Origin of the sequence: Streptomyces shenzhenensis, assembly GCF_003688995.1 — a bacterium.
Lineage (GTDB): Bacteria > Actinomycetota > Actinomycetes > Streptomycetales > Streptomycetaceae > Streptomyces > Streptomyces shenzhenensis_A.
Genome location: NZ_PENI01000019.1, coordinates 1 through 16,697, shown reverse-complemented (window position 1 = coordinate 16,697; position 16,697 = coordinate 1). Strand labels below are relative to the sequence as shown.

16 protein-coding genes are annotated in these 16,697 nt (G+C 72.3%); 8 read left to right on the top strand and 8 right to left on the bottom strand.

Annotated elements, in window-relative coordinates:
• Positions 1–77 precede the first annotated feature (77 nt).
• Together CTZ28_RS49660 and CTZ28_RS26620 are read left to right on the top strand one after the other, a co-directional pair.
• On the top strand, positions 78–251 hold the full coding sequence (locus tag CTZ28_RS49660) for a hypothetical protein (protein ID WP_398656769.1): 174 nt from the start codon (positions 78–80) through the stop codon (positions 249–251).
• Positions 248–961: a 3'-5' exonuclease gene (locus tag CTZ28_RS26620; protein ID WP_121892245.1), complete on the top strand. Its 714-nt coding sequence runs from the start codon at positions 248–250 to the stop codon at positions 959–961. Before CTZ28_RS49660 ends, CTZ28_RS26620 begins: the two co-directional genes overlap by 4 nt.
• Before the next feature lie 107 nt (positions 962–1,068).
• Here CTZ28_RS26620 and CTZ28_RS26615 read toward each other — a convergent pair whose 3' ends face one another.
• Positions 1,069–1,932 (bottom strand): phosphotransferase enzyme family protein, encoded by an 864-nt coding sequence (locus tag CTZ28_RS26615; RefSeq protein ID WP_121892244.1) that lies wholly within the window; start codon positions 1,930–1,932, stop codon positions 1,069–1,071.
• Between the two features lie 122 nt (positions 1,933–2,054).
• On the opposite strand from CTZ28_RS26615, the gene CTZ28_RS26610 reads away from it, so the two are divergent.
• The 4 genes from CTZ28_RS26610 to mgt all read left to right on the top strand — a co-directional run bounded on the left by CTZ28_RS26610 (position 2,055) and on the right by mgt (position 6,432).
• Positions 2,055–3,026 (top strand): carbohydrate ABC transporter permease, encoded by a 972-nt coding sequence (locus CTZ28_RS26610; protein WP_183154597.1) that lies wholly within the window; start codon positions 2,055–2,057, stop codon positions 3,024–3,026.
• Positions 3,023–3,856, top strand: coding sequence for a carbohydrate ABC transporter permease (locus CTZ28_RS26605; protein WP_121892242.1), 834 nt, complete (start codon positions 3,023–3,025; stop codon positions 3,854–3,856). The genes CTZ28_RS26610 and CTZ28_RS26605 overlap by 4 nt, the downstream gene beginning before the upstream one ends.
• On the top strand, positions 3,856–5,136 hold the full coding sequence (locus tag CTZ28_RS26600; RefSeq protein WP_121892241.1) for an ABC transporter substrate-binding protein: 1,281 nt from the start codon (positions 3,856–3,858) through the stop codon (positions 5,134–5,136). Before CTZ28_RS26605 ends, CTZ28_RS26600 begins: the two co-directional genes overlap by 1 nt.
• Positions 5,137–5,214: 78 nt before the next feature.
• Entirely contained in the window at positions 5,215–6,432 is a 1,218-nt protein-coding gene (gene mgt / locus CTZ28_RS26595) for a macrolide-inactivating glycosyltransferase (protein WP_121892240.1), read from the top strand.
• Between the two features lie 470 nt (positions 6,433–6,902).
• Here mgt and CTZ28_RS26590 read toward each other — a convergent pair whose 3' ends face one another.
• Positions 6,903–9,146 carry an MMPL family transporter gene (locus tag CTZ28_RS26590; RefSeq protein ID WP_121892239.1) on the bottom strand — a complete coding sequence of 748 codons (2,244 nt, stop codon included), beginning with the start codon at positions 9,144–9,146 and terminating at the stop codon, positions 6,903–6,905.
• A gap of 415 nt (positions 9,147–9,561) precedes the next feature.
• Between CTZ28_RS26590 and CTZ28_RS26585 the strand changes: the two genes are divergently transcribed.
• Complete coding sequence (locus CTZ28_RS26585) at positions 9,562–10,110, top strand: DUF1697 domain-containing protein (RefSeq protein ID WP_121892238.1); 549 nt, start codon at positions 9,562–9,564, stop codon at positions 10,108–10,110.
• Positions 10,111–10,187: 77 nt separating this feature from the next.
• Positions 10,188–10,802, top strand: coding sequence for a TIGR03086 family metal-binding protein (locus tag CTZ28_RS26580; protein ID WP_121892237.1), 615 nt, complete (start codon positions 10,188–10,190; stop codon positions 10,800–10,802).
• 240 nt (positions 10,803–11,042) lie between these two features.
• Here the strand turns inward: CTZ28_RS26580 and CTZ28_RS26575 are convergent, their stop codons facing one another.
• The 6 genes from CTZ28_RS26575 to cysD form a co-directional block, all read right to left on the bottom strand.
• Positions 11,043–11,894: a sirohydrochlorin chelatase gene (locus tag CTZ28_RS26575; protein WP_121892236.1), complete on the bottom strand. Its 852-nt coding sequence runs from the start codon at positions 11,892–11,894 to the stop codon at positions 11,043–11,045.
• Between the two features lie 8 nt (positions 11,895–11,902).
• Complete coding sequence (locus CTZ28_RS26570; protein WP_121892235.1) at positions 11,903–12,793, bottom strand: ABC transporter permease; 891 nt, start codon at positions 12,791–12,793, stop codon at positions 11,903–11,905.
• Entirely contained in the window at positions 12,780–13,559 is a 780-nt protein-coding gene (locus tag CTZ28_RS26565; protein ID WP_121892234.1) for an ABC transporter ATP-binding protein, read from the bottom strand. The genes CTZ28_RS26570 and CTZ28_RS26565 overlap by 14 nt, the downstream gene beginning before the upstream one ends.
• 33 nt (positions 13,560–13,592) lie before the next feature.
• Positions 13,593–14,705 carry an aliphatic sulfonate ABC transporter substrate-binding protein gene (locus CTZ28_RS26560; RefSeq protein WP_121892233.1) on the bottom strand — a complete coding sequence of 371 codons (1,113 nt, stop codon included), beginning with the start codon at positions 14,703–14,705 and terminating at the stop codon, positions 13,593–13,595.
• Positions 14,706–14,928: 223 nt separating this feature from the next.
• Positions 14,929–16,263 (bottom strand): sulfate adenylyltransferase subunit 1, encoded by a 1,335-nt coding sequence (locus tag CTZ28_RS26550; RefSeq protein ID WP_121892231.1) that lies wholly within the window; start codon positions 16,261–16,263, stop codon positions 14,929–14,931.
• 1 nt (position 16,264) lies between these two features.
• On the bottom strand, positions 16,265–16,697 hold a 433-nt coding region (gene cysD, locus CTZ28_RS26545), incomplete at its 5' end, for a sulfate adenylyltransferase subunit CysD (RefSeq protein ID WP_121892230.1).

Below are 16,697 nucleotides of genomic sequence, written 5' to 3'. Positions count from 1 at the left end.
CTGTCCTCGGATTGTCAGTGGTGCGTGCGATCGTAAGGACCGCTGGGGGAACGCACCATCGAGAAGGGGGGCCGCCCATGGGCCGGCACCGGGAGCCGCTGATCGGCTTCGACCTGGAGACGACCGGGACTGATCCGCGCACGACGCGCGTCGTCCCGCCCGCCGTCGCCGCCGACGCCGCCGTGTGTCCTCGCGCTTCGGCAGGGGCCCGGGCCCGGCGGGGCGCGGCGGGCAGCGGGGTCCTGCGATGAGCTGGATCAGCGGGCCGCTGGTCGCCTTCGACCTGGAGACCACGGGGACCGACATCGAAAGCGACCGGATCGTCACTGCGGCGGTCGTGGCCGTGGCCGCGGACGGGCGACCGCCCGAGCCCCGGACCTGGCTGCTCGACCCCGGGGTCACCATCCCGCACCAGGCCTCGGCCATCCACGGCATCTCCACGGAACACGCCCGCAGACACGGCGTGTCGGCGGCGCCCGCGGTCGAGGAGATCACCTCGACCGTCGCCGATGCGCTGAACTCGGGGACGCCGCTGGTGGTGATGAACGCGCGGTACGACCTCTCGCTCCTGGACCGCGAGTGCCGACGGCACGGCATACGGCCGCTGGCGGCGCGGCTGCGGGGCGGGGCGTCACCCGTCATCGACCCCCTGGTCCTGGACAAGCACGTGGACCGCTACCGGAAGGGGTCGCGCAACCTCCGGGCGCTCTGCGAGCACTACGGGGTGCCGCTCGACGACGCGCACAACGCGGTCGCGGACGCGGTGGCCGCGGCGCGTGCCGTGCGGTCCATGGGCGCCAGACACTCGGTCATAGGCACGCTGGCCCCGACGGAGCTGCACGACCTCCAGGTCCGAGCGGCGGCCGAACAGGCGGCCTCGCTGCAGAGATACCTGCGCCGCACCTCGAACCCCGCGGCGACGGTCGAACCGGCCTGGCCGGTCGTGCCGTACGGTCACTGACCCCCGCCCCGACGCCCGGCCGCACCGGCGCGGCGCCGGACAGGGCGCGGCACGGGCCGCCGCAGGGCGCCCGCCGCACCGGGCCCGCGAGGCGGACGCCCGGTACGTCAGAAGGGGTGCCAGCGCACCGTTTCGTCGCCGTCGCGCAGGGATGCCACCCGGCGGCGGAACTCGGCCAGCGCCTTGGGGTTGGCCGGGGCGTGCTGGGCGACCCAGGCACAGCTGGCCGTCTCCCGGGCCCCGCGCAGCACCGAGCAGCCGGCCCAGTCGCGCACGTCCCAGCCGTACGTCCCGGTGAACGAGTCATAGGCCGCGGTGGGCAGGCCGTAGCGGTCGTGGGAGAGGGCCATGACCACCAGGTCGTGCTCGCGCAGATCCGCGGAGAAGGTCTCCAGGTCGACCAGGACCGGTCCGTCCGGGCCGATGTGCACATTGCGCGGGAGCGCGTCGCCGTGGATGGGGCCCGGCGGCAGCTGGGGGTTGAGCGCGGCGGCGGCCGTCGCGAAGCCGTCGCGGCGCTCGCGCAGATACGCCGCGTCCGCGGGGTCGATCGCGTCGCCCGCGAGCCGCAGCCAGCGCTCCACGCCGCCCAGCAGCTTGCGCGGCGGCAGCGCGAAGGGGGCGGCGGGCAGGGCGTGCACGAGCCGCAACAGTTCGGCCAGATCCCGGGGCTCGGCGGGCCGCAGGGACGCGGGCAGCCGGTGCCACACGGTGACCGGATGTCCGGCCACCAGCCGGGCCTCCGGGTCGGCCGCGCGCACCGCCGGAACACCCGCCTCGGCCAGCCATCCGGCGATCCGCAGCTCGCGCCGCGCCCGGTCGAGCAGTTCGGTGTCCCGCCCCACCCTGACCACCAGATCACCGGCGGCGAACACCGCGTTCTCGCCCAGGGCGAGGAGCCGCGCGTCCCGGGCCGGACCCGGCAGCACCCCTGCCATGGCCAGTACGTCCCGTGCGCGTGCCTCGTCCATCGTCCGCCTCCGTGGTCGTGCCCAGGGCGCCGCCCGGTGCCGGCGCCCGTCGGCCAGTCTCGCATCCGTACTGGTCGCGGCCGGTGCGCGGTGCCTTGACGCGGCCCGCCGCCGTCACGACCATGACGGGGCCCGCGCGGGGCCGTGCGGAGGGGGGAGACGCCGTGTCCGTGGTGACCGACGAGAGAGGGCGACCGGCGGGGCGGCCGGGCCGGGCCGTGCGGGCCACCGGTCACGGCGCCTGGTTCCTGGTGCTGCCCGCTCTGATCCCCATCCTCGTGCTGAGCGTGGGACCGCTCCTGTACGGCATCCTGCTGGCGTTCACCGACGCCCAGTCCGGCCGGACCGCGCCGACGCGGTGGATCGGCGGACTCAACTTCCGGGACCTGCTGCAGGACACGCTGTTCTGGGAGTCGTTCCGGATCGGGCTGGTGTGGGCCGTCGCGGTGACCGTCCCGCAGTTCCTGCTCGCGCTGGGCCTGGCCCTGCTGCTCGATCAGGATCTGCGGCTGCGCCGGCCGGCCCGGGTGCTGGCGATCGTCCCCTGGGCCATGCCCGAGGTCGTCGTCGGCCTGATGTGGCGGCTCGTCTACCACCCGGACGCCGGCGTCCTCAACGAGACCCTGCGCGACCTGGGCCTCGGCGAGGGCCGGGACTGGCTCGGCGGGCTCGGCACCGCCCTGCCCGCGGTGGTCGTCGTCGGGGTCTGGGCCGGCCTGCCGCAGACCACCGTCGCCCTGCTCGCCGGGCTGCAGAACACCCCGCGCGAACTGCACGAGGCGGCGGCGGTGGACGGCGCCGGCGCCTGGCGCCGGTTCCGCACGGTCACCTGGCCCGCCCTCAGACCGGTCGCCCTGGCCATCACCGCCCTCAACCTCATCTGGAACTTCAACTCCTTCGCCCTGGTCTATGTGCTGACCAACGGCGGCCCCGGCGGACGCACCCGGCTTCCCATGCTGTTCGCCTACGAAGAGGCCTTCCGCTACGGGCAGTTCGGCTACGCGGCGGCGATGGGATGCGTGCTGGTCGCGGTGGTCTCGGTGCTCCTGGCCGTCTTCCTGGCGGGCCGGCTGCGGGGAGGTGACGACGCGTGAGGACCCGTACCGGCGCGCGGCTCGGCCAGTACGCGGCGCTGCTCGCCTATCTCGCCTTCCTCGCCCTGCCGTTCCTGTGGCTGGTCTCCACCGCCTTCAAGCCACCGCGGGAACTGGCCAGTCCGCACCCCACCTGGATCCCGAGGGATCCCACACTCGCCAACTTCCGGCAGGCCTTCGACGAGCAGCCGCTGGTGCACGCGGCGCTCAACTCGCTGCTCGCGGCGCTCGGGGCCGCGGTGATCGCCGTACTGATCGGGACGCCGATGGCGTATGTCGTCGCCCGCCGCCGCACCGCGCTGTCCCGGGCGGCCACCGGATGGGTGGTGGTCAGCCAGGCGTTCCCCTTCGTCCTGGTGATCATCCCGCTGTTCCTGGTGCTGAAGAGCCTCCGGCTGATCGACTCCCTGGCCGGGCTGATCCTGGTCTACGTCGTGTGGGCGCTGCCGTTCGCGCTGTGGATGCTCGCCGGCTATGTGCGGGCGGTACCCGTCGAGCTGGAGGAGGCCGCGGCGGTCGACGGGGCCGGGCGGCTGCGGACGCTGGTGTCGGTGACCGCGCCGCTGCTGGCCCCGGGGATCGCGGCGACGGCGCTGTTCGCGTTCGTCACCGCGTGGAACGAGTTCTTCTTCGCGCTGGTGCTGCTGAAGACCCCGGAGAAACAGACCCTGCCCGTCGTCCTCACCCACTTCATCGGCGCGGAGGGCGTCGCGGACCTGGGACCGCTGGCCGCCGCCGCGTTCCTCGCGACCCTGCCCTCCCTGGTGGTGTTCGCGCTCGTCCAGCGGCGGATCACGAGCGGCATGCTCGCCGGGGCGGTGAAGAGCTGATGCGGACCCGGACGGCGGCCCTGCTCGGCGCGCTCCTGCTGCTGCTCGCGGGCTGTTCCTCGGACGGCGCGGACGGCACGGGCCCGATCCGGCTGCGGTTCCAGTCCCTGGCCTGGCAGCAGGAGTCCGTGGCCGTCACCAGGGAACTGGTACGGGAGTGGAACGCCACGCATCCCGGCGTCCAGGTCGAGTACGTCCAGGGAAGCTGGGACAGTGTCCACGACCAGCTGCTCACCGCCTTCGAGGGCGGCGAGGCCCCGGACCTCGTCCATGACGCCTCCGACGACCTCGCGGACTTCGCCCACGGCGGCTATCTCGCCGATCTCACCGACCTGCTGTCCGACCGGCTCAAGTCCGACATCCCGGGCCGGAGCTGGCGGACCACCACGTTCGGGGACGGGATCTACGGCGTGCCGTTCCTTCAGGAGCCGCGGGTGCTGATCGCGGACGCGGCCCGGCTGCGGACGTCCGGGGTGCGGATACCGACGCCGGAACACCCGTGGAGCTGGGCCGAGTTCCGGCAGGTGACCGCGCGGCTCAGCGGCGCCGGGACGTACGGGGTGGCCTGGCCGCTCAGGGAGCCCGTCTCCGCCACGCTCAACCTCTCCCTGTCGGCGGGCGGCCGGCTCTTCCACCGGGGCGCGGACGGCAGGGTGACGGTGCGGTTCGAGGCGGGTGACGAGGTGGTGCCGCGCACCGTCCGGGACCAGGTCGGCACCGACCGCAGCGCGCCCGGATCGACGCTGGGCAGCGGCGGCTCCGACACGCTGCCCGGGTTCTTCGGCGGCCGGTACGCGATGGTGCCGCTCGGCTTCTCCTACCGGCAGCAGGTCGCGCAGCAGGCGCCCGAGGGCTTCGAGTGGCAGGTGCTGCCCGCCCCGGCCGGCGCCGCCGGGCTCACCCAGGGGGTCAGCCCGCAGACGCTGTCCATAGCCGAGGACAGCCCGCACAAGAAGGAGGCCGCCGCGTTCGTCGACTTCCTGCTGCGGCCGGACAACATGGTGCGGCTGGCCCTCGGGGACTGGATGCTGCCCACCGGCACCCGGGCCCTGCGGGACCCGGCGCTGCACACCGCCGAGAACGGCTGGGCGGTCGGCGCCGCCCTGGCCGCCCATCTCAGCCCCGCACCCGCCCAGGCCGTGCGCGGCTACCCGGAGTGGAAGGACAAGGTCGCCACCCCGGCCCTCCAGGAGTACTACAGCGGAGCCATCGGCCTGGACGAACTCCGGCACCGCCTGGAACACGACGGAAACCTGATCCTGTCCCGCTACCAACGCTGAACCGCTCCGCACCGGCTTCTGAGCAGCGCCCCGGAAACCTCGTTGCACGAGACGTATCGTCTCGCCTAGCCTCGTGGCATGACCACTCCCGCGCATATCGCCATGTTCTCCATCGCCGCCCACGGCCATGTGAACCCCAGCCTGGAGGTGATCCGCGAACTCGTCGCGCGGGGGCACCGGGTGACGTACGGGATCCCGCCGGCCTTCGCCGAGAAGGTGGCCCGGACCGGGGCCCTGCCGGTGCCCTACACCTCCACGCTGCCCGGCCCGGACGCCGACCCCGAGGCCTGGGGGACCACCCTGCTGGACAACGTGGAGCCCTTCCTGGACGACGCGATCCAGGCGCTGCCCCAGCTGATCGAGGCCTACGAGCACGGCGGGCACGGCGTGCCGGACCTCGTCCTGCACGACATCGCCTCCTACCCGGCCCGGGTCCTCGCCCACCGCTGGGGTGTGCCCGCGATCTCGCTCTCGCCGAACCTGGTCGCCTGGGACGGCTACGAGGAGGAGGTCGCCGAGCCGATGTGGGCCGAGCCGCGGAAGACCGAGCGCGGCCGTGCGTACTACGCCCGCTTCGCTTCCTGGCTCGCGGAGAACGGGATCACCCGGCACCCCGATCCCTTCGCCGGCCGCCCCGCACGCTCCATCGTCCTGATCCCGAAGGTGCTCCAGCCGCATGCCGACCGGGTCGACGAACGCGTCCACAGCTTCGTCGGCGCCTGTCAGGGCGACCGCTCAGCCGAGGGCGACTGGCGGCGCCCGGCCGGCGCCGAGAAGGTGGTGCTGGTGTCGCTCGGCTCGGCGTTCACCAAGCAGCCCGCGTTCTACCGGGAGTGCGTCGCGGCCTTCGGGGACCTGCCCGGCTGGCACCTGGTGCTCCAGGTCGGCCGGCGCGTCGACCCCGGTGAGCTGGGCGTCGTACCCGCGAACGTGGAGGTGCGCTCCTGGGTTCCGCAACTGGCGATCCTGAAGCAGGCCGACCTGTTCGTCACGCACGCCGGCGCGGGCGGCAGCCAGGAGGGACTGGCCACCGTCACGCCGATGATCGCCGTACCCCAGGCCGTGGACCAGTTCGGCAACGCCGACATGCTCCAGGGCCTCGGTGTGGCCCGGCGTCTCGACACCGAGAAGGCGGACGCCGCGACCCTGCGGGCCACGGCGCTCGCCCTGGTCGACGACCCCGAGGTGGCCCGGCGGCTCGAGCACATCCGGGCCGACATGGCCCAGGAGGGCGGCACCCCCCGAGCAGCCGACCTCATCGAGACCGAACTCCCCACCCCGGCGCGCCGCATGTGAACGGGCCGGCGAGCCCCGGCCGGGGTCTGTGGGTGTGGTGTCCGGGTGGGGGCCCGGGGGTCTGCTGGCGTCGCATCCGGGCGGTGGCTTGTGCTTTCGGCCCTCGGGCCCGGGCCAGGGGCCCGCGGGTGTCGGCGTCGCGTGCAGGAGGGGGCCCGCGCGTCGGGACGCCGGATTCGGGAGGAGACACGCGGGAGCCGGCGTCGGGTCGGTGCCCGGGGCTCGTCGTGTCTCGTCTCGGGCGCGGGGCGGGCCACGTGGTGTCTGTCGCGGGTCGTGACCGAGAACCCCGCGGCTCCCCGTGCCGGGTCGGCCCCGGCCCGGTGGACGCGGAGACGCCGTCACCGGGAGGAGCTTGCGGGTGTGTCCCGCTCCCGGATTCGCGGCCCCCGGGACGGCACACCCCCGGCTGGCGTGGGGGAGGGCCCGTCGGTTCCCCGGGGGGAATCGGCGGGCCCTCGGGGGCCGGGTCAGACTCGCAGGGGTTCGTCCTTGTCCCGGTGGGCCGGGGGCGGCGGCTCCGGGGACTCGTCGTGGGTGAGGTCGGGCAGCCGGTGCAGCCACTTCGGCAGGTACCAGTTCCGCTCGCCCAGCAGGGCCATCACGGCGGGCAGCAGCACCCCGCGGATGACGGTCGCGTCGATGAGCACCGCCGCCGCGAGGCCCACGCCCATCTGCTTCATGGACTGCATGGACAGCGTGCCGAAGATCGCGAACACGGCGACCATGATGACCGCGGCGCTGGTGACCACGCCCGCCGTGGTGACCACCCCGTGCTGGATCGCCTCCTTCGTGCCGCGCCCGCGCAGCCGTGCCTCGCGGATCCGGGAGACCACGAACACGTGGTAGTCCATGGACAGGCCGAACAGGATCACGAAGAGGAACAGCGGCAGCCAGGTGACGATCGCGCCGACGCCCTCCGCGCCCACCAGCGAGGCACCCCAGCCGTGCTGGAAGATGGCGACGAGGATGCCGTAGGCCGCGCCCACCGACAGCAGGTTCAGCACGATCGACGTGATGGCGACGGTCAGCGAGCGGAACGACAGCAGCATCAGCAGGAAGGCGAAGACGACCACGAACGCGAAGACCGGGACGACGGAGCGGATCAGCTGGTCGTTGAAGTCCTTGGAGCCCGCGACCTGTCCGGTGATCGGCGCCCGGACACCGTCGATCTTGCCGAGCGTGGCCGGCCGCACCTCGTCGCGGAGCTTCTCCAGGCTCTTGCCCGCCTTGTCCATGTCGGAGCCGCCGACGAGCGGCACGGACACCAGGGCGACGTTCTGCGCGTCGTGCAGCTTGATGTCGACCGGGCCGCGCGACGCGCCCGAGTCGATCGCCTGCTGCTTGAAGTCGGCCAGCGCCTGCTTGACCTCGGGCGCGTTGATGTCCCGCGCCCTGACGACCACCTCGGCCGGCTCGGAGCCGCCCGGGAACGCCTCGTTGACCCGGTTGTACGTCTGCACGATGGCCAGGTCGTTCCCGAACTCCTGGTCCAGCGTGAGCTGCGAGGTCTTCATGCCCAGCGCGGGCGCCGCAATGGCCAGCAGCGCGCCCACCGCGACGACGACGGACACCACGGGCCTGGCGAGCACGCCCCGCAGCACGGCGGTCCAGAACCGGCTCTCGGCGGGGACGCCACGGTTGCGCCGGCGCAGGAACGGGATCCGCCCCTTCTCGACCCGCTCGCCCAGCAGCGACAGAAGCGCGGGCAGCACCGTCACCGACCCGACCATCGCGACCGCCACGACCATCAGCGAGGCCAGACCCATCGCCTCGAACTCGGCGATCCCGGTGAAGAGCATGCCCGCCATCGCCACGCACACCGTGACACCGGAGACGATGATCGCGCGCCCGCTGGTCGCGGCGGCGATCCTGAGTGCCGTGCCCGGGTCCCGCCCGGCCTCCCGCTCCTCGCGCTCCCGGCGCAGATAGAACAGGCAGTAGTCGACGCCGACCGCCAGGCCGACCAGCAGCATCACGGAGTTGGCGGTGTCGCTCATCGGCTGGACGTGGCTGACGAGGCCCATCAGGCCCATCGTCGCCACGATCGCGGTGATCGCGAGGGCCACCGGCAGCAGCGCGGCCACCAGCGCGCCGAAGGCGATCAGCAGGATGCCGAGGGCCACCGGCACGGCGGAGTACTCGGCCTGCTGGAAGTCGGACCCGAAGGCGTCCTGGTACTGCTTGGTCATGCTGGCGCCGCCGATCTCCTCGATCCGCAGCGAACCATGGTCCTTCTGCACGCCCTCGACGGCCTTCAGCACCGGCTCGACCCGGTCGGCGGCGGTCTCCGCGGCGCCACGCATGTCGAACTGCACCAGTGCGCTGCGGCCGTCCTTCGAGATCGTCCCCGTGTCGTACGGGGACGTCACGTCGGTGACCCTGCCGGTGGCCCCGACCGCCTCGACGACATCGGCGACGGCGGCCTTGAACGCGGCGTCCGTCGCCGTGACGGCGCCGTCACGGGCCTGGATCAGCACGGTCTCGCCGGCCGGCTCCTTGATCCCCGCGTCGTCGATGATCTGCGCCGCGGTGTGCGTCTCGCCCCCCATCTGGTCGCTCGCGTCGACGTCGACGCGGCCCGCGGCCGAACCGAGCCCCATCGCGAGGACGACGAACAGTACCCAGATCCCGACGGCAGCCCATCGGTGCCGTGCGCTCCAGCCGCCGGCCCGGGCGGCCAGGCCCCGCACCCGCGAATCTCCGTTCCCCATGACGGGCTTGCCCCCTCGTCTGCGGTGACGGCCCCGGCCGCCACGCGTTCGCTACGTGTCGTTTCGAAGGTAGGGGCGAGATAAGCGCATCTCGTCGTGCTGCCCGGTGAGCTGCGGCGGGCCCGGCTCATTCCGTGGGACCCCGGGAGCTCATCGCCCAGGAGTACGGTTGCCCCTTACATCTATCGGGGGGTGCGGGGAGGGGTATCAGGGGCGGCCGGCCGTGCCGCGTCCGATCCGTCAGCCAAGCACCCGCTTTGTGGTTACGCAGGTTTGTTGAACAAGTCACAGGCGCGTGTACAGGTTGCTCCCGCCGCTGCGATCGGCGAGAGTTTCGCCGAGCCCGCGACCACGGGCCCGGCCGTCGTGCCCGCCCCCACGGGGCACGACGGCCGCTCGTCGCTATCGTGTGCGGATGACGACGTATGCGGCGCTGCTGCGCGCGATCAACGTGGGAGGCAGAAGGCTCCCCATGGCCGAGCTGCGCCGGCTCCTGGAGGGCTTCGGCCATGACCGCGTACGCACCCATCTGCAGAGCGGCCAGGCGGTCTTCGTGTCGGACCACGCCGACGAGGACGCCCTGGCCGCGGAGATCAGCCGGGCGCTGGAAGCGCGGTTCGGCTTCGCCGTGGACGTGATCGTGCGCGACCACGCCTATCTCAAGGCGGTCGCCGACGCCTGTCCCTTCCCGGCCGCCGACCTCGAACCCCGCCGGCTCCACGCCACCTACTTCTCCGCGCCCGTCGACGCGGCCCGCTACGCGGACATCGACGCCGCCGCCCACCTCCCCGAGGAGTTCCGCCTCGGCGACCGCGTTCTGTATCTGTACGCGCCGGACGGCGTGGGCCGCTCCAAGCTGGCGGAGGTCCTGTCCCGGCCGCGCCGGACCAAGGACGTGATCGCCACCAGCCGCAACTGGAACACCGTGCTCAAACTCGTGGAGCTGACCGCCGGGGCGGAGTGACCCCGCGCACACCGCGGCCCGGCGGGGCTGTCGCGTTTGTTCAAGAGGCCCGCGCCCGCGCTGCCTAGCGTGGCCGCATGACGTACGACGCTCTGCACCCGTATATGACCGAATGCGCCGCCGAGGCGGCCCGTGTCGCGCGCGGGGTGCCCGCGGCCCGGCTCGACGACCGCACGCACTGCCCCGACTGGAACGTCCGCACCCTCGTGAACCACTGGGTCCTCTACACCTCGCACGGCCTGCAGCACCGCGCTCTGCGCAAGCCGCTGTCCGAGGAGATGACGGCCCGCGACTTCACCGCCGATCCCGGCTGGGCCGAGGCGTACGCCGCCCAACTGGACCGCGCGGTCGCCGCCTGGGCGGACCCCGCGGTGTGGGAGGGCGAGATCGACCTCGGCCCGGCGAAGATGCCGGCCGCCGAGCTCGCCGGGATGATCATCAAGGAGATGGCGGTGCACGGCTGGGACGTGGCGGTCGCCACCGGCCAGGAGTTCCACGTCTCGACGGGCGCCGCCCGCCTGGTCCTGGACGTGGTGGAGAAGCACGGCGACCTCTACCGGCAGTACGACGGCTTCGCCGACCCGGTGCCGGTGCCGGACGACGCGCCCGTGTTCGAGCGGGCGCTGGCGTCCAGCGGCCGGGACCCACGGCACTCGACAGGAGCCGGACATCAGCCCAGCTGTGACACCTAGACCGCACGGGACGCAGAACCAATTACCGGACGCCGAAAGGAAGTTCGGCGGGGTGCCCACGGCCCGCAGCGCCCCGAAGGGGCGCGGGGAACTGCGCGCTCAGCCACAGCGCGCCTGCGGTCGAAGGGGTGTTGTCAGCGAAGGGGTGTCTGCGAGGCGAGCTGCGCCGGGGCAGTGCCCCAAAGGGGCGCGGGGAACTGCGCGCTCAGCCACAGCGCACCGGCAGTCGAAGGGGTGTTGTCAGCGAAGGGGTGTCTGCGAGGCGAGTCGCGCCGCGGCAGTGCCCCGAAGGGGCGCGGGGAACTGCGCGCCCAGCCACAACGCACCCGCAGTCGACCGACGGCATGCCCTGGTCTCCCCGTCGGAGACACCGTCATACCGCTCCAGCACAACCCGGGCCACCTCAGGCGCCGCCCCCAGCACATCGGCCAGAACATCCGCATCCCGAGCGCCCCGCGCGATGCGGTCCGGCAGGAAACCGGGCGCCAGGACGTACGGCGCGACAGCCACCCGGTCGCAGCCGAGCGAACGGAGTTCCCGCACCGCCTCCTCGGTACGCGGGAACCCCGCGGGCGATCCCGCGGAGGCGAACGCGGGCCGCACGGCCAGCCAACCGGTCTGCCGCCACTTCCGCGCGATATCGGCGATCACTGCGATCGCCTCCGGGTCCGTGGACCCCGCCGAGGCGAGCACGACCCCGGTCGAGGGCCGGTCGGCGCGCGCCACCCCGGCCGCGCGCAGCCGGCGCTCCAGCGCCGCAAGCAGCAGCGGCGACGGCCCGAGCACCTCGGCCTGCCGGATCCGCAGCCGCGGCGGCGCGTCCCGCAGCACCGCCGGCACATCCGCCTTGGCGTGGAAGGCACGGGTGAGCAGCAGCGGCAGCGCCACCACGTCCCGTACGCCCTCCGCCGCCAGGGACTCCAGCACCCCGCGCACGGACGGGACGTCGAAGTCCAGGAAGCCGGTCGCCACCCGCAGCCCCGGCCGCAGCGACCGCACCCGCCGCACCAGGGCGTGGACGGTCGCGGCATGCCGCGGATCGCGGCTGCCGTGGGCGATCACCACGAGCGCGGGACGGACCGGTGTGCGCATGCCGTGCCTCAGCTCTTCACCAGCAGCCCGCGGCTGCGCAGCACCCACCGCTCCAGCGGGCTGAAGATCAGCAGGTCGATGGCGATGCCGACGAACAGGATCAGCAGGATGGCCTCGAACACCATGGCCATGTCGCTGGCGTTGCGGCCGTTCTCCAGCAACTGGCCGAGGCCCACGCCCAGGTCCGGGAACGACGCGATGATCTCGGCGGCCATCAGCGAGCGCCACGAGAACGCCCAGCCCTGCTTCATGCCGGCCACATAGCCGGGCAGTGCGGCGGGCAGCGTGACGTACCAGGTGCCCTTCAGACCCGTCGCGCCCATCGTGCGGCCCGCGCGCAGGAACAGCGGCGGCACCTGGTCCACGCCGGAGACCAGCCCGTTGGCGATCGACGGGACCGCGCCGAGCAGGATCACCGCGTACATCATCGAGTTGTTCAGGCCCAGCCAGATCACGGCCGGCGGCACCCACGCCACCGACGGCAGTGACTGGAGCCCGGACAGGATCGGACCGATGGCCGCGCGCACGAACCGCACCCGGGCCACCAGCAGACCCAGCGGGGTGCCGATGAGCAGCGCGAAGCAGAAGCCGAGCAGGCCGCGCGAGACGCTGGTCCAGATGTAGTCCAGCAGCGTGCCCTGCAGCCAGGCGTTCTGGATCTCGTGCCACACCGCCGTGGGGGAGGGCAGCTTGGTGGGATCGTCGACGATCTTGAGGGATATCAGGCCCTGCCAGACCACCAGGACCACGACGATCGCGGTGACCGGCGGCACGACCTTGTCGACGAGGGTCTTGCGCAGCGGTGTGCGGCCCGCGGCCGACGTCTCCAGCGCGTCGAGGCCCGCCTCGATGCCGGGCAGTTCGGCGGAGTCCGCCGTCTTCGTCTCAGTGCTGGCCATGGCGGCGGATCTCCCCACGCAGTACTTCGGTGATCTCGACGGACAGTTCCGCCACGGGGGCGTCCTCGATGCGCCGCGGCTGTGGAATGTCGACCGTCCACTGGCGGGCCACCCGGCCGGGCCGGGAGGACAGCAGGACGACGCGCTGCGCGAGCCGTACCGCCTCGCGCACGTTGTGCGTCACGAACAGCACGGACAGTCCGGTCTCGGCCCAGATGCGGGTCAGCTCGTCGTGCAGCACGTCCCGGGTGATGGCGTCGAGCGCCGCGAACGGCTCGTCCATCAGCAGCAGACTGCTCTCCTGGGCGAGCGCGCGGGCCAGCGCCACGCGCTGCCGCATGCCGCCCGACAGCTCGTGCACACGCTTGTCGTACGCGCCCTTCAGCCGGACCAGTTCGAGCAGTTCCTCGGCCGTGGTGCGGCGCTCGGGCTTGGCGACGCCCCGGAGCTTGAGGGCGAGTTCGATGTTCTTGCCCGCGGTCAGCCACGGGAAGAGGGCGTGCTCCTGGAACATCAGGGCCGGGCGGCCGTCCGTCGTGATCGAACCGGCGGTGGGCTCGTCGAGGCCCGCCACCAGGTTCAGCAGCGTGGACTTGCCGCAGCCCGACGCCCCCAGGAGGGTGACGAACTCGCCCGGCGCGACATCGAGGCTGATGTCGTCCAGGACGAGCTGCTGCCCGCCCGGCCCCGCGAAGGACTTGGAGACATGATCGAGGCGTGCCGCGTGTTCGACGGCCTCGGCGGCCTCGGCGTACGTCGTGGCCATGGTCGTCACCTCCTGGGAACGCGTCGGAATGGGTCAGCTGGTGCCGAGGCCGGCGGCGTCGACCGGGCTCTCACCCGCGGCCTCGAGGACCTTGTTGAGGATCGTCAGGTCGTAGATGCCGGCCAGGTCGGGCTGCTCCAGCAGGCCGGCCTTGACCGCGTGCTCCGCCTCGGTGTCGAGGGTGGACGCCAGCGGGTCGTCGGTGATCTGGATCGACTTCCACGCCGGGTCCAGCACCTCGGCCGGCAGCGCCTTGCCGGAGTCCAGCTCCAGCTGCTTGTTGGCCGCCGCCTTCGCCTCACCGGGGTTCGCGTTGATCCACTTGTTGGTCTCGACGGACGCCTTCAGGACCGCCTCGACGGCCTTCGGATGCTCCTTGAGGAACTTCTGCGACACGATGATGTTCGTGATCACGAACTTCTGGTCCGGCCACAGCGTGGCCTCGTCGAGCAGCACCTTGCCGCCCTCGGCGACCAGCTTCGACGCCGTCGGCTCCGGCACCCAGGCGCCGTCGAGGGAGCCGGCCTTGAACGCGTCCGGGGTCACCTTGTTGTCGCTGCGGACGACCGTGACGTCACCCTTGCCGCTCTGCGCGTCGACCTTCCAGCCCTGGTCCGCGATCCAGTTGAGGAACGCCACGTCCTGTGTGTTGCCGAGCTGAGGCGTGGCGATCCTCTTGCCCTTGACGTCCTTCAGGGACTTGATCTTGTCCGGGTCGACCACGAGCTTCACCCCGCCCGAGGCCGAACCGCCGATGATCTTCAGGCTCTTGCCGTCGGACTTGGTGTAGCCGTTGATCGCCGGGGAGGGGCCGATCCAGCCGATGTCGATGGAGCCGGCGTTCAGCGCCTCGATCTCGGAGGGCCCGGCGTTGAAGGTGGCGTACTGGGCCTTGGTGGCCCCCAGCTCCTTCTGGAAGAAGCCCTTCTGGTTGCCGACCAGCGCGGTCGCGTGGGTCAGGTTCCCGAAGTAGCCGATCCTGACGGAGTCCAGGCCGTCGATCTTCTCGGAGCCCGCGGCGACCTTCTGATCGGACGAGCTGTCCTTGGACTCGGAGCCGTAACCGCAGGCGGCGAGCGCGAGGAGGGGGAGTGCGGCGGCCACGGCGAGCCCGCGGCGGAGTGCGGAGGAGCGGTTGGCAGGCACGGGAGGTGTTCCTCTCGTTGGCCCGGCGGTCACGGTCTCTCAGGTCGTGGCCGGGAATTCGGCAGGTCTTCGGTCAGGGGGGTGGGGGGTGCGGGCGCGCAGGCAGTGCGCGTACGTCAGCGCACACATCGCGCCACCCCGCCCTGCCCGCTGCCGAGGGCGCCGCTGCCGACACGGCCGCCCTCCTTGGCGAACGTCGAGAAGAAGTCGGTCGTGGCCATGCTCAGAAGTCCCAGCCGTCGTTCTCGTCCTCGTCCTTGACCGGCGCGGGCGAGGCGAAGGACTCGCCGACCATGCCGGCCGTGAGCGTCGTGCCGTCGCTCGGGTCGATCAGGATGAACGAGCCGGTGCGGCGCGAGTCGGCGTACGAGTCGAGCGGGAGCGGTTCGGCGGTGCGGATCTTGACCCGTCCGATGTCGTTGGCGACGAGCCGGCCCGGGTGCGGGTGCAGGGAGAGGTCGTCGAGGGTGAGCCGGGACGGGATGTCCTTGACGATCGCCTTGACGGTGCGGGTGCCGTGCTTGAGCAGCACCCGGTGGCCGACGGCCAGCGGCTGGTCGGCGACGTGGCAGACGGTCGCCTCGACGTCCTGCGTGGTGGCCGGCGCGTCCTTGCTCGGCACGATCAGGTCGCCGCGCGAGATGTCGATGTCGTCCGCCAGCAGGATCGTCACCGACTGGGTGGTCCAGGCCGCCTGGACCGGCCTGCCGAGCAGATCGATGCCGCTGATCCGGGAGGTCCGGCCGGCAGGCAGGATCGTTACGTCATCGCCGACGTGGAAGGTGCCGGCCGCGATCTGCCCGGCGTAGCCGCGGTAGTCGGGGAGCTCGGCGGTCTGCGGGCGGATGACGTACTGGACGGGCAGCCGGGCGTGGCAGTGCGCCAGGTCGTGGCTGACCGGGACCGTCTCCAGGTGCTCCAGGACGGTCGGGCCGCCGTACCAGTCCATGGTCGCGGAGGGCTCCACCACGTTGTCGCCGACCAGCGCCGAGATCGGGATCGCGGTGACCTCCGGGACGCCCAGCTCCGTCGCGTACGCGGTGAACTCCTCGGCGATCGCGGCGAAGACGGGTTCCCGGTAGTCGACGAGGTCCATCTTGTTGACGGCGAGGACGACGTGGGGGACGCGGAGGAGGGTGGCGATGGCGGCGTGGCGGCGGGTCTGTTCGACGATGCCGTTGCGGGCGTCGACGAGGATGACGGTGAGTTCGGCGGTGGAGGCGCCGGTGACCATGTTGCGGGTGTACTGCACGTGGCCGGGGGTGTCGGCGAGGATGAAGCGGCGGTGGGGGGTGGCGAAGTAGCGGTAGGCGACGTCGATGGTGATGCCTTGTTCGCGTTCGGCGCGGAGTCCGTCGGTGAGCAGGGCGAGGTCGGGGGTGTGTTGTCCGCGGTCGGCGGAGGCGCGTTCGACGGCTTCGAGTTGGTCGGCGAGGACCGATTTGGAGTCGTGCAGCAGGCGGCCGACGAGGGTGGACTTGCCGTCGTCGACGGAGCCCGCGGTGGCGAACCGGAGCAGGGTGGTGGCGGGGAGTTCCTCGGTGGTCGTGGTGGTCATGCTAGAAGTACCCCTCGCGCTTGCGGTCTTCCATCGCGGCCTCGGAGAGTTTGTCGTCGGCGCGGGTGGCGCCGCGTTCGGTGAGTCGGGAGGCGGCGATCTCGGTGATCACCTTGTCGATGGTGTCGGCGTCGGAGTCGACGGCGCCGGTGCAGGACATGTCGCCGACGGTGCGGTAGCGGACCTGCCGTTTCTCCACGTGCTCGCCGTCCTTCGGGCCGCCCCACTCACCGGCCGTCAGCCACATGCCGTCCCGTTCGAAGACCTCGCGTTCATGGGCGAAGTAGATCTGGGGCAGGGCGATGTCCTCGCGGGCGATGTACTGCCAGACGTCGAGTTCGGTCCAGTTGGAGAGGGGGAAGACGCGGACGTGTTCGCCGGGTGCGTGGCGGCCGTTGTAGAGGTTCCAGAGTTCGGGGCGTTGGCGGCGGGGG

What these genes read in the sequence shown, in the direction of transcription:
- CTZ28_RS26610 (WP_183154597.1), top strand. Translation starts at nt 2,055, where the DNA reads ATGACGGGGCCCGCGCGGGGCCGTGCGGAGGGGGGAGACGCCGTGTCC.
- CTZ28_RS26565 (WP_121892234.1), bottom strand. Translation starts at nt 13,559, where the DNA reads ATGGCCACGACGTACGCCGAGGCCGCCGAGGCCGTCGAACACGCGGCA.
- CTZ28_RS26550 (WP_121892231.1), bottom strand. Translation starts at nt 16,263, where the DNA reads ATGACCACCACGACCACCGAGGAACTCCCCGCCACCACCCTGCTCCGG.
- CTZ28_RS26590 (WP_121892239.1), bottom strand. Translation starts at nt 9,146, where the DNA reads ATGGGGAACGGAGATTCGCGGGTGCGGGGCCTGGCCGCCCGGGCCGGC.
- CTZ28_RS26620 (WP_121892245.1), top strand. Translation starts at nt 248, where the DNA reads ATGAGCTGGATCAGCGGGCCGCTGGTCGCCTTCGACCTGGAGACCACG.
- CTZ28_RS26585 (WP_121892238.1), top strand. Translation starts at nt 9,562, where the DNA reads ATGACGACGTATGCGGCGCTGCTGCGCGCGATCAACGTGGGAGGCAGA.
- CTZ28_RS26600 (WP_121892241.1), top strand. Translation starts at nt 3,856, where the DNA reads ATGCGGACCCGGACGGCGGCCCTGCTCGGCGCGCTCCTGCTGCTGCTC.
- CTZ28_RS26575 (WP_121892236.1), bottom strand. Translation starts at nt 11,894, where the DNA reads ATGCGCACACCGGTCCGTCCCGCGCTCGTGGTGATCGCCCACGGCAGC.
- mgt (WP_121892240.1), top strand. Translation starts at nt 5,215, where the DNA reads ATGACCACTCCCGCGCATATCGCCATGTTCTCCATCGCCGCCCACGGC.
- CTZ28_RS26615 (WP_121892244.1), bottom strand. Translation starts at nt 1,932, where the DNA reads ATGGACGAGGCACGCGCACGGGACGTACTGGCCATGGCAGGGGTGCTG.
- CTZ28_RS26570 (WP_121892235.1), bottom strand. Translation starts at nt 12,793, where the DNA reads ATGGCCAGCACTGAGACGAAGACGGCGGACTCCGCCGAACTGCCCGGC.
- CTZ28_RS49660 (WP_398656769.1), top strand. Translation starts at nt 78, where the DNA reads ATGGGCCGGCACCGGGAGCCGCTGATCGGCTTCGACCTGGAGACGACC.
- CTZ28_RS26580 (WP_121892237.1), top strand. Translation starts at nt 10,188, where the DNA reads ATGACGTACGACGCTCTGCACCCGTATATGACCGAATGCGCCGCCGAG.